Source organism: Thioclava sp. JM3 (assembly GCF_002213185.1).
Classification (GTDB): domain Bacteria; phylum Pseudomonadota; class Alphaproteobacteria; order Rhodobacterales; family Rhodobacteraceae; genus Thioclava; species Thioclava nitratireducens.
The window spans coordinates 293,192-308,344 of the sequence record NZ_NBOB01000005.1 but is presented as its reverse complement, the minus strand read 5'-3'; the positions used below and the strand labels follow the sequence as shown (position 1 = coordinate 308,344).

Here is a 15,153-nt window from a genome sequence, read left to right as displayed (position 1 = left end):
CAAATCATTCCTTCAGGCAGAGCTTGCACGCGGTGAGCGCCGCCATGTTCAGGATATCGTTCACCGTCGCGCTCGTGGAACAGAGCTGCACGGCATGGCTCGTCCCGGTCAGGATAGGTCCGATCACGGTCGCGCCCGCCATTTCCTGCATCAGCTTAACCGAGATCGACGCCGAATGCCGCGCGGGCACGACGAGGATATTGGCTGGGCCGGTTAGACGGCAGAACGGATAGTTCTTCATCTGCTCCATGTTGAGCGCCACATCGACGGTCATCTCGCCATCGTATTCGAAATCCACGCCGCGCTGGTCGAGGATTCTCGGTGCGACATGCATCTTCGTGGCGCGCTCCGAAACCGGGTAGCCGAAGGTCGAAAAGGAGCAGAACGCCACGCGGGGTTCGAGCCCGAGCCCGCGCGCCACATGCGCCCCCGCCGTCGCGATATCCGCCAGATCGTGCTCGTCGGGCCATTCATGCACCAGTGTATCGCCGATCAGCACGACGCGGCCCTTGTTCAGCACGGCGGTGATCCCGACCGCGCCATCCGAAGGCCGCGCGTCGATCACCTTGTTGATCAGTTCCAGCACATGCGCCGATTTGCGCGTCGCCCCGGTCACCATCCCGTCGCCATGGCCATGGACCAGCATCAGCGCCGCGAAGACATGCCGGTCACGCGTCGCCATTTTATGCGCGTCCTGCCGGTCGATGCCCTGCCGCTGCAGGCGTTTGTAGAGGAAATCCTTGTAGGTCTCAGTATGCTTGGAATTGGCCGCATTCACCACGCGCAACTCGCGATAGGCATCGCCCAGACCTGCCGCTTCCAGCTTTTCCTTCACGTCCTGCTCGCGGCCCACGACCAGCGCCTCGCCCATGCCGGAGCGCTGATAGGCCACGGCAGCGCGCAGCACCCGCTCGTCATCGCCCTCGGCGAAGATCATCTTCGCCTGCGCCTGACGCGCGCGGCTGTGGATGCCCTGCAGGATCGAGGCGGTCGGGTCCATCCGCGCCTTCAGGCTTTGGGCATAGCCTTCCATGTCGATGATCGGACGGCGCGCCACGCCGGTATCCATCCCGGCTTTCGCGACCGCCGGCGGGATCACGTGGATCAGCCGCGGATCGAAGGGCGTCGGAATGATGTAATCGCGCCCGAAGCTCAGCTTGCGCCCATAGGCCATCGCGACCTCGTCGGGCACGTCTTCGCGCGCCAGCTCCGCCAGGGCGTTCGCGCAGGCGATCTTCATCTCGTCATTGATCGCACGGGCGTGAATGTCGAGTGCGCCACGGAACAGGTACGGAAAGCCGAGGACGTTGTTCACCTGGTTCGGATAGTCCGACCGCCCCGTCGCCACGATCGCATCGGGACGTACCGATTGCGCCTCTTCCGGGGTAATTTCCGGGTCCGGATTCGCCATCGCGAAGATAACCGGGTTGTCGGCCATCGACTGAACCATCTCGGGCGTCACAGCCCCCTTGGCCGACACCCCGAGAAACACGTCGGCATCCTTCATCGCCTCTTCCAGCGTGCGGGCATCGGTCACCGCCGCATGGGCCGATTTCCACTGGTTCATGCCCTCGGTGCGGCCCTGATAGATCACGCCCTTGGTGTCGCACATGATGCAGTTGTCGTGCTTCGCGCCCATCGCCTTCACGAGTTCCAGACAGGCGATGCCCGCAGCCCCCGCGCCGTTCAGCACGATCTTGCAGTCCTCGATCTTCTTGCCCGACAGCTCCAGCGCGTTAATCAGACCCGCCGCACAGATCACCGCCGTGCCGTGCTGATCGTCGTGAAACACCGGGATGTCCATCAACTCCTTGAGCCGCTGCTCGATGATGAAACATTCCGGTGCCTTGATATCCTCGAGGTTGATCCCACCGAAGGTCGGCCCCATCAGCTTCACGGCGTTGATGATCTCGTCGGCATCCTCGGTATCGAGCTCGATATCGATCGCGTTCACATCGGCGAAGCGCTTGAAGAGAACCGCCTTGCCCTCCATCACCGGTTTCGAGGCGAGCGCCCCGAGATTGCCCAACCCAAGAATGGCCGAGCCGTTCGAGATCACCGCGACCATGTTCCCCTTCACGGTGTAGTCGTAGGCGAGCTCGGGGTTCTCCGCGATCGCCTTCACCGGCACGGCAACGCCGGGGCTGTAGGCCAGCGACAGATCGCGCTGCGACGTCATGGGCTTCGACGCCGTGATGTCGTATTTCCCCGGATGCGGGTCGAGGTGATAGGCCAACGCCTCTTCGGGCGTGATACGGTTCTTGCTGGGCATTGGGCCGGTGCTCCTCCTGCAGGTCCGAACCGGTTTAACGTCCCGTGATCCGTCACTCAACGGAATTGCGCCCGAATCCGGGGTTTTGTAGGGTCGCGCGACCAGCAAATGGGGGGCACATGGCCAAGCCGACCGTCACACCGATGATGGAACAGTATCTGGGGATCAAGGAGGCCAATCCGGGCGCACTCCTGTTCTATCGGATGGGTGATTTCTACGAGATGTTCTTTCAGGACGCGGTCGATGCTGCGGCCGCGCTCGACATCGCGCTGACCAAGCGTGGTCAGCACATGGGCGAGGATATCGCGATGTGCGGCGTCCCCGTGCACGCGGCCGAGGGCTATTTGCTGACGCTGATCCGAAAAGGCTTCCGCGTGGCGATCGCCGAGCAGATGGAAGACCCTGCCGAAGCTAAGAAGCGCGGGTCGAAATCCGTCGTGAAACGCGATGTGGTGCGGCTGGTCACGCCCGGTACGCTTACCGAGGAAAGCTTGCTGGAGGCGCGCCGCCACAACTTCCTCGCTGCTTGGGCCGAGGTGCGCGACGAAGCCGCGATTGCGTGGGTCGATATCTCTACCGGCGAGTTCCGCGTGACGCCCTGCCCGCTATCGCGGCTGGGCCCCGAGCTTGCCCGGCTTGCGCCGCGTGAAGTGCTGGTCAGTGAGGCGAAAGAGGCCGATTGCGCCGAAATAATCTCTGATATGCGAGCCGCAATGACGCCCTTGTCGCGGGCGAGCTTCGACAGTCAGGCGGCGGAGACGCGGCTTCTGTCGCTCTATTCCATCGGCTCGCTCGATGCGTTCGGCAGTTTCACCCGCGCCGAGATGGCCGCGATGGGGGCGATCGTCGATTACCTCGAGATCACGCAGAAAGGGAAACTGCCCCTGCTGCGCCGTCCTGTGCATGAAGACAGCGGCGCAGCGATGCAGATCGACGCCGCCACGCGGCGCAATCTGGAATTGACGCAGGCACTTTCGGGCGGGCGCGACGGCTCGCTCCTGAATGCCATCGACCGCACCGTTACGGCAGGCGGCGCGCGGCTTCTGGAACGCCGGATCTCCGCCCCGTCCCGGAGACTGACCGAGATCCACGCGCGGCACGATTCCGTGCGTTTTCTGCTGGAACAGGGTAGATTTTGCGAAGATATCCGCGCCGATCTGAAGCGCTGCCCCGATATGGATCGAGCGCTTTCGCGCCTCGCCCTCGACCGCGGCGGTCCACGCGACATGGCCGCGATCCGCAACGGGTTGGCGCAGGCCGAGCGGATCGCCGAAGCGGTGTCCGCCGTCGAGGCCCCGCCGCTGCTCGCCGCTGCCACCAAGGCACTGATGGGCCATGACGACCTCACCGCCCTTCTGGATGCGGCGCTCATCGCGGAGCCCCCGCTTCTTGCGCGCGACGGCGGCTTCATCGCGGCAGGCTACGACGAAGATCTCGATCAGACGCGCCAGCTGCGCGACGAGGGCCGTGGCGTGATCGCGAAAATGCAGGCGGAATATATCGAGGCCACGGGGATCAATTCGCTCAAGATCAAGCACAACAACGTGCTGGGCTACTTCATCGAAACCACCGCCACCCATGCCGAGAAGATGCTCGCCCCGCCGTTGTCGGAGCGCTTCATCCACCGTCAGACCACTGCGAACCAAGTGCGTTTCACGACGGTCGAACTGAGCGAGATCGAGACCCGCATTCTGAACGCCGGAAACCATGCGCTGGAGATCGAAAAAAGGCTCTATTCCAGCCTAAGACAGGCAATTCTCGACCGCGCGGGCCCGATCAACGAGGCCTCGCGCGCACTCGCCGAAATCGACCTCGCCAGCGCTTTCGCGACGCTCGCGCGCAACGAAGACTGGGCAGAACCCACAGTCGATGACAGCCACGCGTTCGAGATTGAAGGCGGGCGGCATCCGGTCGTCGAAGCCTCGCTCAAGAAATCCGGCGAGCCGTTCATCGCGAATGACTGCGAACTGACCGAAGGCGCGACCCCCGCGATCTGGCTGCTCACCGGTCCCAACATGGCCGGTAAATCGACCTTCCTGCGCCAGAACGCCCTGATCGCGCTTCTCGCACAGGCGGGCAGCTTCGTTCCGGCGAAATCCGCCCATATTGGCCTCGTGTCACAACTCTTCAGCCGTGTCGGTGCGGCGGACGATCTGGCGCGGGGCCGGTCGACCTTCATGGTCGAGATGGTGGAAACAGCCGCGATCCTCAATCAGGCCGATGACCGCGCTCTGGTGATCCTCGACGAAATCGGCCGCGGAACGGCAACCTATGACGGGCTCTCGATCGCCTGGGCGGTCATGGAGCATCTGCACGCGTCCAACCGCTGTCGAGCCCTCTTCGCGACCCATTACCACGAGATGACCGCGCTGTCGGCCAAGCTAGACGGCGTCGAAAATGCGACTGTCGCGGTGAAGGAATGGGAAGGCGAAGTGATCTTCCTGCACGAGGTTCGCAAAGGCGCCGCCGACCGCTCCTATGGCGTTCAGGTCGCACGGCTCGCCGGGCTTCCGCATTCCGTCGTGGAACGCGCGCGGATCGTCCTTGATGCGCTGGAGAAGGGCGAACGCGAAGGCGGTGGCAAGAAACAGGCGGTGATCGACGATCTGCCGCTATTTTCAGTGTCTAACACACCGCAACCCGCCGCCCCGCCAACCGGTCCGTCTCCGCTGGAGGAACGCCTGAAATCGCTCATTCCGGACGACATGACACCGAAAGATGCGCTCGACGCCCTCTACGAGCTTCGCGCGCTTCTCACGGAGTAGTCTTCTTCTTGATGGAAATATCCCGGGGGTCTGGGGGCAGTGCCCCCAGCCGTACCGATCAGGATTTCGGAGTGGAGCTGACGCCCACTTTCGCCGGCCGCAGAAGCCGGTCGTGGATCATGAAGCCGTTCTCCATGACCTGGATGATGTCGCCGGCCTTGGTGCCGGGCGCGGGCGCTTCGAACATCGCTTCATGCATCTGCGGGTCGAACTTCTCGCCGACTTCAGGCGCAACAGTGGTGATGCCGTGACGAGCGAACACGTTGAGCAATTCGCGCTGGGTCAGTTCGACCCCTTCGAGGAACGGTCCGGCCTGCGAACGCACGTCCTCATTCGCGGCCTCGAGCGCACGCGACAGCGCGTCGAACACCGGCAGCATGTCGCGCGCAAGACGCGTCCCGCCGTAATTCGAGGCTTCCTGACGCTCTTTGTCGGCCCGTTTGCGTGCGTTCTCGGCATCTGCCAGCGCACGCATGAAACGGTCGCGATAATCGTCGCGCTCCGCACGCAACGCCTCGAGCTCGTCGGCTTCATAAGACATCACGTCTTCAAAACTCTCGTCGATATGCGCCTGATCCTCGGCAATCTCGTCTTTTTTCTCGCTCATGCCATTCATCCTTTGCCCTGGCCGGAGATCATCCGCCCGACCAGTTGCGCTGTGTAGTCCACGATCGGCACGATGCGCCCGTAGTTGAGCCGGGTCGGCCCAATCACGCCCACCGCACCAATGATCTTTCGGTCAGCGTTCATATATGGAGAGACAACCAAAGAGGAACCCGAAAGAGAGAAAAGTTTGTTCTCTGAGCCAATAAAAATACGCACACCTTCGCCATCCTCGGCCAGATCGAGGAATTCGGCGATGTCGCGCTTCCGCTCGAGATCGTCGAATAGCGAGCGGATGCGGTCGAGGTCGTCTTCAGAACCCAAGAGGTTGGCGCGACCACGCACGATCAGCCGTTCGTAGCGCTCGCCCTTGTTCTCCCAAGCGGCCAGACCGCTGTCGATCAGTTCAGTCGCGAGCGAATCGATTTCGTTACGGTGATTTGCAATCTGGCGGGCGATGTGGCCCCGCAGCTCGGACAGGGTTCTTCCCTCCGCCATCGCGTTGAGGAAATTGGCGGCCTCCCGCATCGACGAAGGCGTCTGTCCGAGCGGCGGCGTGAAGACGCGGTTCTCTACCTGCCCATCCGCGAAGACGAGCACGACCAGTGCACGGTCGGGCGCCAACGAAACGAATTCGATATGGCGGATCGGGGCCTCGTGTTTGGGCGTGAGAACGAGGCTCGCGCCCTGCGTCATTCCCGAAAGCGCGCTCGACACTCGGTCCAACAAAGACCCTACATCGCCTGAATTCGCGCCCATCGTTGCATCGAGCGCCGCGCGGTCCTCGTCCCCGAGGTGGCTCACTTCCATCACCCCGTCGACGAACAACCGCAGACCCATCTGGGTCGGAACGCGCCCCGCAGAGACATGCGGGCTGTCCAGAAGCCCGAGATATTCGAGGTCCTGCATAACGTTGCGGATCGTTGCCGCCGAGACCTTCTCGTTCATCTCTCGGGTCAGACTGCGCGAGCCCACGGGACCGCCAGTCGTCAGATAGCCTTCGACCACCCGGCGAAACACTTCGCGGGAGCGGTCGTTCAGTTCGGAGAGAATATCGTTCTGGTCACTCATCGCGCTTCATCCAAGCTGACTTAAAGCCGCGCGAAGCCGAAGGTCAATCTCGGCTCGGGGGTTGCATCGCTGCGCATGGGCGATCAAATGGGGTGAATTCAGTAGAAAGGACCCCACGATGCGCCCTTCCGGCAGAGAGTTAAGCGAACTTCGCCCGATTTCAATCGAGACCGGGGTTACGAAACACGCAGAAGGGTCATGCCTCATCAAAATGGGCGACACCCATGTGCTGTGCACCGCCACCATCGAGGATCGCGCCCCATCCTTCCTGAAAGGCTCCGGCCTTGGCTGGGTAACCGCAGAATACGGCATGCTGCCGCGCGCGACCAACACGCGTAACCGTCGCGAGGCCGCGGCGGGCAAGCAAGGCGGAAGAACCGTTGAAATTCAACGACTTATCGGACGCGCTCTACGCGCTGGCGTAGATCGTTCGGCGCTTGGCGAGCGTCAGATCGTCGTCGATTGCGATGTGATCCAGGCCGATGGCGGCACGCGTTGCGCCTCGATCACCGGCGGTTGGGTCGCGCTGCGTCTCGCAGCGAACAAGTTGATGAAATCGGGCGCCTGCACCTCGGATCCGCTGCTCGACCATGTCGCAGCCTTGTCCTGCGGCATTTATGCGGGCCAGCCGGTGGCCGATCTCGACTATGCCGAGGATAGCGAAGCGGGCACCGACGGGAATTTCATCATGACCGGGCGTGGCAAGCTCATCGAAGTGCAGATGTCGGCCGAAGGCGCGACCTTCTCGCGCGAGCAGATGGATCGGCTTCTCGATCTGGCCGAGGAAGGCGCGGCGAAGCTCGTGGAAGCGCAGAAAGCGGCGATCGGATGAGGAGCTTCACCGAGAAGAAGCTGCTGGTCGCGACCCATAACGCTGGGAAGCTCGAGGAGATCAAAGCTATCCTCGCGCCTTTTGGCGTCGAGGTGGTTGGCGCGAAGGAAATGAACCTACCCGAGCCGGAAGAGACCGAGAGCACCTTCGTCGGCAACGCCCGGATCAAGGCGCACGCCGCTTCCAAGACGACGGGCCTGCCCGCCTTGGCTGACGATTCCGGGATTGAAGTGGACTGTCTCGACGGGGCGCCGGGCGTTTATACCGCCGATTGGGCGACGACCCCGAACGGTCGCGATTTCACCATGGCGATGGAGAAGACGTGGAAGGCTTGCGACGATATCGAGGCCCCCTCGCCCCGGACTGCGCGGTTCCGCTCGACGCTGGTTCTCGCCTGGCCCGACGGGCATGACGAAGTGTTCGAAGGCCGCGCCGAGGGTCAACTGGTCTGGCCGATGCGCGGCGCGCTTGGCCATGGCTACGACCCGATGTTCCAGCCCGAGGGCTACGATCTCACCTTCGCGGAGATGGACCCCGCGCAGAAGAACGAGATTTCGCACCGTGCGGACGCTTTCCGCAAATTCGTTACGGTATTCGAGGCGAAATGATCGAGGATTGGCGGCACGGGGGGTTCGGCCTCTACCTTCACTGGCCGTTCTGTGCCGCCAAATGTCCTTATTGCGACTTCAATTCGCATGTCGCGACCGCCATCGACCAAAAACGATGGCTCTCTGCTTATCTCAGCGAACTCGACCGCTATGCCGCTCAGACCGAAGGCCGGATCCTCAACACGGTTTTCTTCGGTGGCGGCACTCCATCGCTAATGGATCCCGAGATCGTCGCCGCGATCATCGAACGCATTCGCAGAAACTGGCAAACCAGCAACGATTTCGAGATTACCCTCGAAGCAAACCCCACAAGTGTCGAATCCGGGCGGTTTAGAGCCTTTTCCAAGGCTGGCGTGAACCGCGTCTCGATGGGGATGCAGGCGCTGAATGACGAAGATCTGCGTCGTTTGGGCCGGATGCACTCGGTCGCAGAAGGCCAGAAAGCCTTCGACATTGCGCGCAAGCAATTCGACCGTGTGAGCTTCGATCTGATCTACGCGCGCCAGCACCAGTCGATCGAAGATTGGAAGTCAGAGCTGGACGAGGCGCTGCGAATGGCAGTCGACCACCTCTCCCTCTATCAGCTGACCATTGAACCCGGCACCGTGTTCGGTGCGCGGCACGATGCAGGCAAGCTCCGCGGCATTCCGGAGGACGATATCTCCGCCGAAATGTATTTTGCGACGCAGGAAATTTGCGAGAAGCACGGCCTCCCCGCCTATGAAATCTCGAACCACGCCCGTCCGGGCGCCGAGAGCCGACATAACCTGATTTACTGGCGTTATGGGGACTATATCGGCATCGGTCCCGGCGCGCATGGGCGCCTGACCGAAAATGGTGTCCGTCACGCCACCGATACGCTCAAACAACCCGGCGCCTGGCTTGCGCAGGTGGAAAAAACCGGTGCCGGAGAGAATGAACGCGCCGCCCTGCCCCGCGAAGAGCAGGCAATCGAGTATCTTCTATTCGCGCTACGCCTCTCCGAAGGGCTCGAGATGGAACGGTTCAACATGATCTCGCGTTCACCGCTCGACGAGGCGACGATGCGCCATCTTGAGGATATCGGCATGATCGAGAGAAAGAACGGATTTCTGCGCGCGACGGATCAAGGCCGCCCGGTCCTGAACGCCATCATTCGCGACCTGATCCCCTGATGCGCATCGTCTGGCTCACGCTTGGCATCGTCTCGACCGCCATCGGTATCATCGGGCTGTTTCTGCCGCTTGTCCCTACCGTTCCCCTGATGCTTCTAGCGACGTTCTGCTTCGCGCGGTCCTCCGATCGCCTGCACAACTGGATCATCACCCATCCGCGTTTCGGGCCACAGGTCATCGACTGGCGGGAACGGCGTGCTATCGCGAAACGCGCAAAAATCGCGGCAACAGTGTCTGTTTTCGCGGCTTTTGGCCTGTCGTTAGCCTTCCGGTTGCCAGTCGGCATCCTAGCGATTCAGGGGATTACGCTGCTCGGCGTTCTGATTTTCATCTGGACCCGCCCGAATAGCTGATTAGCCGTTGCTGAGCATTTGGCAAAGACGGTCGAGCTCCTCCAGATCACCGTAGGAAATCGTGATCTTACCGCTTCCGTTGCTCGTGTGATCGATCGCGACCTTCATCCCGATCGTCGCGGAAAGATCGCCTTCGAGCGCGCGCGTATCGGCATCCTTCTGGGGCTTCGGACGCGCCTTGCGCTCTTCCCCACCCTGCTGCTTTTTAGCGAGCTTTTCGACATCGCGCACCGACAGCGTCTTTGCCACGGCTTGCCGGGCCAGACCGACCGGATCCTCAGCGGTAATCATCGCCCGCGCATGACCAGCGGAGAGCTTCCCCTCACGCAGGTAACCCTGCACTTCTTCGGGAAGTTGCAGCAGACGCATCAGGTTGGCGATATGACTACGGCTTTTCGACAGCGCCTCGGCCAGCTTTTCTTGTGTGTGGCCGAAGCGGCTCATCAATTGCTTGTAGGCCAGTGCTTCTTCCAACGCGTTGAGGTCGGCGCGTTGAATATTCTCGATAATCGCGACTTCAAGAACTTCCGTGTCGTTGAACTCGCGAATGATGACCGGAAGCTGGTGCAGCTTGGCCATCTGCGACGCGCGCCACCGGCGTTCACCGGCCACGATCTCATAATGATCCGGCTTCGTCGGGTGTTTGCGCACGATAAGCGGCTGAATCACGCCTTTTTCGCGGATCGACGCCGCCAGTTCTTCCAGGGCGGCGGGCTCGAAATCGCGACGCGGCTGGTCCGGGTTCGGCTCGATCTTCTCGACCGGCACATATTGCTCCGGCCGGCGCGGCGATGCCGTCGTCTCAGCCGGGTTCAGATCGACATCCGCCATCAAAGCCGACAAACCGCGTCCCAATCCACGCTTTTCGCGTTCTTTCGCCATGCTCACACCGCCTTTACCAATTCGTGCCGCGACATCAATTCGGTCGCCAGGTTTCGATAGGCCACCGCTCCGCGCGAGCTGCTGTCATAGTTGAGCACCGGCATCGCGTAGGAAGGCGCCTCGGAGACCCGCACGTTCCGGGGAATCATCGTACGGAAAACCAGCTCACCCAAGGTCGCGCGCGCATCCGCCTCCACCTGCTGCGAGAGATTGTTCCGCACGTCATACATCGTGAGAACGATCCCTTCTATCCGCAGGTTTCGATTTGCGCTGAGCCGGATCTCCCGGATCGTCAGCATCAGCTGCGAAAGCCCTTCGAGCGCGAAGAATTCCGCCTGAAGCGGCACCAGCACCGAATGCGATGCGACCATCGCGTTGATGGTCAGCAGGCTAAGGCTGGGCGGGCAGTCGATCAATATATAGTCGAAGCCATAGGTATCGACATCAGGATGTCGTAGCGCGTCATGCAGAAGAAAGCTGCGCTTTTCGGTCGAAACGAGCTCCATATCGGCCGAGGACAGGTCCGTTGTCGCTGGACAGAGGTAAAGACCGTCGATTTCCGTCTTGTGCAAGACTGACGAAACCGGCGCATCCTCGATCAGAAGATCATAGGTCGTCAGTTCGCGGTCATCAGGTTCGATTCCGAGCCCCGTCGACGCGTTCCCCTGCGGATCCAGGTCGATAAGAAGCACCTTCCGCCCGGCCTCGACGAGCCCGGCAGCGAGGTTGATCGCCGTTGTCGTCTTGCCCACGCCGCCCTTCTGGTTCGCAATCGCAATAATTTTCGGTTCGTTTGCGCGAATTGGGTCAGACACGCTCGGCTCCGTGGATTTTCAGGACAACACTGTTTGGATCGCTGAGGCTTTCGATCGCCTCGTGGTCAAAGGACCAGCTTTCCCGCGCCTGCGCAAGTTCTTCCTGCCAGCGTGCGCCTTTCGGAAAGAGAGCCGTCCCGTCAGGCTTCAGATGTGGCGCGGTGAATTCCAACAATTTTGGCAGGCTAGCGAGAGCACGGGCAGAAACGACGTCCGCGTCCAGCGGAGCGATTTCTTCGATTCTCTGCGCGATAACGCGGGTATTGAGCGACAATTCGCGACTGACCGTCGAGAGGAACGCAGATTTGCGAAGATCCGACTCGACGAGAACCACTTGCCTCTCGGGTTCTTTTTCTGCCGACAAAACCGCGATCACCAGGCCTGGAAACCCTCCCCCTGCCCCGAAATCCGCCCATATCTGCGCATTTTCAGGCGCCATCGCGAATATTTGGGCCGAATCGAGGAAGTGGCGCGACCACATATCCTCCAAGGTCGATTTCGCGACGAGGTTGATCGCCGGGTTCCATTTCTTCAGGAGGACTTCGTAGGCTAGGAGCTTATCCAGTGTTTCACGTGAAACATCGAATCGCTTCGCAAACTCCTCGGCTTCGGGCGTCGTCATGCAGAGCGTTCCCGCTTTGACTGCCGCAGGCGCGCTAAGATCAAGGTTAGCGCAGCCGGCGTCACTCCATCTATACGCCCCGCCTGACCTAAAGTCTTGGGCATCGCGCGCTGAAGCTTCGCCTTCAGCTCGTTCGAAAGCCCTTGCAAAGAATCGAAATTGAAATCTTCGGGGATTTCCCAGCCCTCATCGCGCTTGAGAGAGGCCGCGTCGACCTCCTGACGCGCCACGTAATTCGCGTAAAGCGCATCGATCGACAATTGCCGCGCGGCATCTTCGGAAAGATTTTTCAGTTCCGGAAGCGCCTCCTGCAATGCGGGCATTGTGATATCCGGGAAGGACAAGAGATCGAACGCCGTCCGGCGAGTCCCATCCTCGTTAACCTTGAACCCCTTCTCCTTCGCTTCCTTCGGCGTAAGCGAAATCGACCGCAATAATTCGCCTCCAGCCGCAAGCTCGGCGGACTTCTTTTCAAACTGCGCACGGCGCGCTTCGCCAACGCAGCCAATCTCGATCCCCATCCCGGTCAGACGTTGGTCGGCGTTATCAGCCCGCAGCGACAGGCGGAATTCGGCGCGCGAGGTAAACATCCGGTAAGGTTCGGTAACGCCGCGTGAGGTCAGGTCGTCAATCATCACGCCGATATAGCTTGACGTCCGGCTGAATTGCACCGGTTCGCCCGACTTGGCGGAAGACGCCGCATTCAACCCCGCGACCAAACCTTGGGCGGCGGCTTCCTCATATCCTGTAGTTCCGTTTATCTGTCCCGCAAGATATAGGCCGGGCACGGCGCGCAACTGCAGCGTCCCGTCCAGTGCCCGCGGATCGACATAGTCATATTCGATCGCGTAACCGGGTTGCAGAATCTTCGCCTTTTCCAGACCGAAGATCGAATGGACGTAATCTTCCTGAACATCGACAGGTAGCGAAGTCGAAATCCCGTTCGGATAGACCGTGTCGTCGTCCAGCCCTTCCGGTTCAAGAAAGATCTGATGCGAATCCTTGTCGGCAAAACGGACGACCTTGTCTTCGATAGACGGGCAATAGCGAGGGCCAACCCCAGAAATATGCCCGCCATACATTGCTGAGCGGTCGAGATTGCCCCGGATGATGTCGTGAGTCCGCCCATTCGTATGGGTGATCCCGCAGGAAATCTGCCGCACTTCGGGCGACCGGTTAAGGAAGGAAAACATCACCGGATGATCATCGCCCGGCTGGCTCTCCAATTTTTCCCAAGCGATCGTCTTCCCATCCAGCCGCGGCGGCGTACCGGTTTTCAGACGGCCCATCGGCAGCTCCATCGCATAAAGCCGCTCTGCGAGTGCACGCGACGGCCTATCCCCGATGCGACCTCCTGGACGCTGCTGATCGCCGATATGAATCACCCCATTCAGGAACGTTCCCGAAGTCAGGATCGCCGAATGACAGCTAAGCGCTACGCCATCTGCAAGCATCACGCCGGTCACACGACCGCTTTTGATGCTCAGGTCGGTCACTTCCCCTTCGATCACATCAAGATTGGGTTGCGCCGCAGTCACCCTCTGGGCGGCCTCACGGTAGAGTTTGCGATCCGCCTGAGCGCGGGGACCCTGCACCGCTGGCCCTTTACGTCTGTTAAGAAGGCGAAATTGAATCCCAGCCGCATCGGCGAGCCGCCCCATAACGCCATCCATCGCGTCGATCTCGCGCACCAAATGGCCTTTTCCAAGCCCACCAATCGCGGGATTGCACGACATTACCCCGATCGCATCAGCGCGCAGGGTCACCAAGGCCACCTGCACGCCCATCCGGGCGGCCGCGTGGGCTGCCTCGGTTCCGGCGTGCCCGCCTCCGATCACGATGACGTCGTAATGTTTCACGTGAAACACTCCTTACTTTCCGATGCAGAAGCTCGAGAAAATCTCGTCCAACAGGTTCTCGACATCCACCCGCCCGAGCAACGCTTCCAGCGCCCAAGCCGCCTGGCGCAGTGATTCCGCTGCCAGCTCGCTCCGGTCGGACCCGCGCAATACCTCATCTCGCGCCGATTCCAAAGCCCCGAATGCACGTTGCATTGCAACCCGGTGTCGCTCGCGCGTCATCACGCCGGCACCCTCACCAAGCCCGGACAGCCTTTCTTCGATTGCGGAGATAAGTTCTGCCAGACCTGCTCCTGTTTTCCCGGACACGTTCAGCCCGTCATGCTCGGCGATATCCGATTTGCCATGCACCACCAGATCGCCCGGTTCTGGCGCGATCAAAGGTACTTCTTCGCCGTCGAGCAGGAAGACGCGCAGGTCGGATTGCCGGGCGCGTTCCAGAGCCCGCTCCACCCCGATCGCTTCCACGACATCGTCGGTTTCGCGCAGGCCAGCGGTGTCGAGCAAGGTCACCGCCTGCCCGCCGATTTCCATTCGCACCTCGATGACGTCGCGCGTCGTGCCTGCGAATTCGGAGGTGATCGCGGCTTCGCGCCCTGCGAGCGCGTTGAGTAAGGTTGATTTCCCAGCATTCGGACGCCCGACAATCGCGACCTCAAACCCTTCGCGGATCCGTTCCGCCGCACCGATCCGGCGTAACTCATCGCGAATTCCGGCTGCTACCGCGTCGATCAGCTCCAACACCTCGGGCGAAACATCGACCGGAACTTCCTCATCCGCGAAGTCGATCGTCGCTTCGATCAACGCCCCCGCCCGGATCAAGTTCGCCCGCCAATCCTCGACCAGAGCGCCAACCGCGCCTGACAAAACCTTCAACGCTTGTTTGCGCTGCGCCTCTGTCTCAGCCTCGATCAGATCGGAAAGTCCTTCGACCTGTGCCAGATCGAGCCGTTCGTTCTCCAACGCCCGCCGGGTAAATTCACCAGGTTCCGCAAGCCGCAACCCGTCGATCTGTCCAAGCGCACGCAAGACAGCCGAGACCGTCGCGATCGCCCCGTGGATATGCAGCTCCGCGACCTCTTCGCCGGTAAAGCTGGCCCCATTCTCAAAGCACAGCACCACCGCCTCGTCGAGTTCCTCACCCGCGAGCCGCAGCCTGCGCAGCCCGGCAAGGCGCGGCTCCGGCAAGGTTCCCGCCAGTTCCCGCGCCGCATACCAGGCTTGCGGTCCTGAAATACGAATGACGGCCACGCCCGCTTTTCCGCGGGCCGTGGCCAGAGCATAGATCGTGTCCATAGCAATCCTCTTCCGTGCGGA

At 61.3% G+C, this 15,153-nt stretch carries 13 protein-coding genes; 5 read left to right on the top strand and 8 right to left on the bottom strand.

Annotation, left to right across the window (positions count from 1 at the left end; all coding sequences use genetic code 11):
- Positions 1–4: 4 nt before the first annotated feature.
- Positions 5–2,272 (bottom strand): NADP-dependent malic enzyme, encoded by a 2,268-nt coding sequence (locus B6V73_RS11490; protein WP_088725298.1) that lies wholly within the window; start codon positions 2,270–2,272, stop codon positions 5–7.
- Positions 2,273–2,391: 119 nt separating this feature from the next.
- Here B6V73_RS11490 and mutS point away from each other — a divergent pair, with 119 nt between their 5' ends.
- Positions 2,392–5,037 carry a DNA mismatch repair protein MutS gene (gene mutS / locus B6V73_RS11485; protein ID WP_088725297.1) on the top strand — a complete coding sequence of 882 codons (2,646 nt, stop codon included), beginning with the start codon at positions 2,392–2,394 and terminating at the stop codon, positions 5,035–5,037.
- A gap of 58 nt (positions 5,038–5,095) precedes the next feature.
- On the opposite strand, the gene B6V73_RS11480 is transcribed toward mutS, so the two are convergent.
- Both B6V73_RS11480 and hrcA read right to left on the bottom strand, forming a co-directional pair.
- The gene (locus B6V73_RS11480) at positions 5,096–5,644 is read right to left on the bottom strand and encodes a nucleotide exchange factor GrpE (RefSeq protein WP_075776721.1); all 549 of its coding nucleotides are present in this window, start codon (positions 5,642–5,644) and stop codon (positions 5,096–5,098) included.
- A gap of 5 nt (positions 5,645–5,649) precedes the next feature.
- Entirely contained in the window at positions 5,650–6,711 is a 1,062-nt protein-coding gene (hrcA, locus tag B6V73_RS11475; RefSeq protein ID WP_075776722.1) for a heat-inducible transcriptional repressor HrcA, read from the bottom strand.
- A 118-nt stretch (positions 6,712–6,829) separates the two neighbouring features.
- On the opposite strand from hrcA, the gene rph reads away from it, so the two are divergent.
- The 4 genes from rph to B6V73_RS11455 are packed head-to-tail and all read left to right on the top strand — an operon-like array spanning position 6,830 to position 9,658.
- On the top strand, positions 6,830–7,543 hold the full coding sequence (rph, locus tag B6V73_RS11470) for a ribonuclease PH (RefSeq protein WP_075776723.1): 714 nt from the start codon (positions 6,830–6,832) through the stop codon (positions 7,541–7,543).
- A complete protein-coding gene (gene rdgB, locus B6V73_RS11465; RefSeq protein WP_088725296.1) occupies positions 7,540–8,151 on the top strand; it encodes an RdgB/HAM1 family non-canonical purine NTP pyrophosphatase in 612 nt (203 codons plus the stop codon). The genes rph and rdgB overlap by 4 nt, the downstream gene beginning before the upstream one ends.
- Positions 8,148–9,305: a radical SAM family heme chaperone HemW gene (gene hemW, locus B6V73_RS11460; RefSeq protein ID WP_206185580.1), complete on the top strand. Its 1,158-nt coding sequence runs from the start codon at positions 8,148–8,150 to the stop codon at positions 9,303–9,305. Before rdgB ends, hemW begins: the two co-directional genes overlap by 4 nt.
- Positions 9,305–9,658 carry a YbaN family protein gene (locus B6V73_RS11455; protein WP_088725295.1) on the top strand — a complete coding sequence of 118 codons (354 nt, stop codon included), beginning with the start codon at positions 9,305–9,307 and terminating at the stop codon, positions 9,656–9,658. The genes hemW and B6V73_RS11455 overlap by 1 nt, the downstream gene beginning before the upstream one ends.
- Here the strand turns inward: B6V73_RS11455 and B6V73_RS11450 are convergent, their stop codons facing one another.
- Genes B6V73_RS11450 through mnmE form a run of 5 tightly spaced genes read right to left on the bottom strand, consistent with a single transcriptional unit; the run spans position 9,659 to position 15,132 of the window.
- Complete coding sequence (locus B6V73_RS11450; protein ID WP_075776727.1) at positions 9,659–10,540, bottom strand: ParB/RepB/Spo0J family partition protein; 882 nt, start codon at positions 10,538–10,540, stop codon at positions 9,659–9,661. It lies immediately after the preceding gene.
- Between the two features lie 2 nt (positions 10,541–10,542).
- Positions 10,543–11,355 (bottom strand): AAA family ATPase, encoded by an 813-nt coding sequence (locus tag B6V73_RS11445; RefSeq protein ID WP_088725294.1) that lies wholly within the window; start codon positions 11,353–11,355, stop codon positions 10,543–10,545.
- On the bottom strand, positions 11,348–11,977 hold the full coding sequence (rsmG, locus tag B6V73_RS11440; protein WP_088725293.1) for a 16S rRNA (guanine(527)-N(7))-methyltransferase RsmG: 630 nt from the start codon (positions 11,975–11,977) through the stop codon (positions 11,348–11,350). Before rsmG ends, B6V73_RS11445 begins: the two co-directional genes overlap by 8 nt.
- A complete protein-coding gene (gene mnmG, locus B6V73_RS11435) occupies positions 11,974–13,836 on the bottom strand; it encodes a tRNA uridine-5-carboxymethylaminomethyl(34) synthesis enzyme MnmG (RefSeq protein WP_088725360.1) in 1,863 nt (620 codons plus the stop codon). Before mnmG ends, rsmG begins: the two co-directional genes overlap by 4 nt.
- A gap of 12 nt (positions 13,837–13,848) precedes the next feature.
- Positions 13,849–15,132: a tRNA uridine-5-carboxymethylaminomethyl(34) synthesis GTPase MnmE gene (gene mnmE, locus B6V73_RS11430; protein WP_088725292.1), complete on the bottom strand. Its 1,284-nt coding sequence runs from the start codon at positions 15,130–15,132 to the stop codon at positions 13,849–13,851.
- Between the last annotated feature and the right edge of the window lie 21 nt (positions 15,133–15,153).

Excerpts from the sequence above, each read along its gene's own strand:
- B6V73_RS11490 (WP_088725298.1), bottom strand. The coding sequence starts at position 2,272 with ATGCCCAGCAAGAACCGTATCACGCCCGAAGAGGCGTTGGCCTATCAC.
- mutS (WP_088725297.1), top strand. The coding sequence starts at position 2,392 with ATGGCCAAGCCGACCGTCACACCGATGATGGAACAGTATCTGGGGATC.
- B6V73_RS11480 (WP_075776721.1), bottom strand. The coding sequence starts at position 5,644 with ATGAGCGAGAAAAAAGACGAGATTGCCGAGGATCAGGCGCATATCGAC.
- hrcA (WP_075776722.1), bottom strand. The coding sequence starts at position 6,711 with ATGAGTGACCAGAACGATATTCTCTCCGAACTGAACGACCGCTCCCGC.
- rph (WP_075776723.1), top strand. The coding sequence starts at position 6,830 with ATGCGCCCTTCCGGCAGAGAGTTAAGCGAACTTCGCCCGATTTCAATC.
- rdgB (WP_088725296.1), top strand. The coding sequence starts at position 7,540 with ATGAGGAGCTTCACCGAGAAGAAGCTGCTGGTCGCGACCCATAACGCT.
- hemW (WP_206185580.1), top strand. The coding sequence starts at position 8,148 with ATGATCGAGGATTGGCGGCACGGGGGGTTCGGCCTCTACCTTCACTGG.
- B6V73_RS11455 (WP_088725295.1), top strand. The coding sequence starts at position 9,305 with ATGCGCATCGTCTGGCTCACGCTTGGCATCGTCTCGACCGCCATCGGT.
- B6V73_RS11450 (WP_075776727.1), bottom strand. The coding sequence starts at position 10,540 with ATGGCGAAAGAACGCGAAAAGCGTGGATTGGGACGCGGTTTGTCGGCT.
- rsmG (WP_088725293.1), bottom strand. The coding sequence starts at position 11,977 with ATGACGACGCCCGAAGCCGAGGAGTTTGCGAAGCGATTCGATGTTTCA.
- mnmE (WP_088725292.1), bottom strand. The coding sequence starts at position 15,132 with ATGGACACGATCTATGCTCTGGCCACGGCCCGCGGAAAAGCGGGCGTG.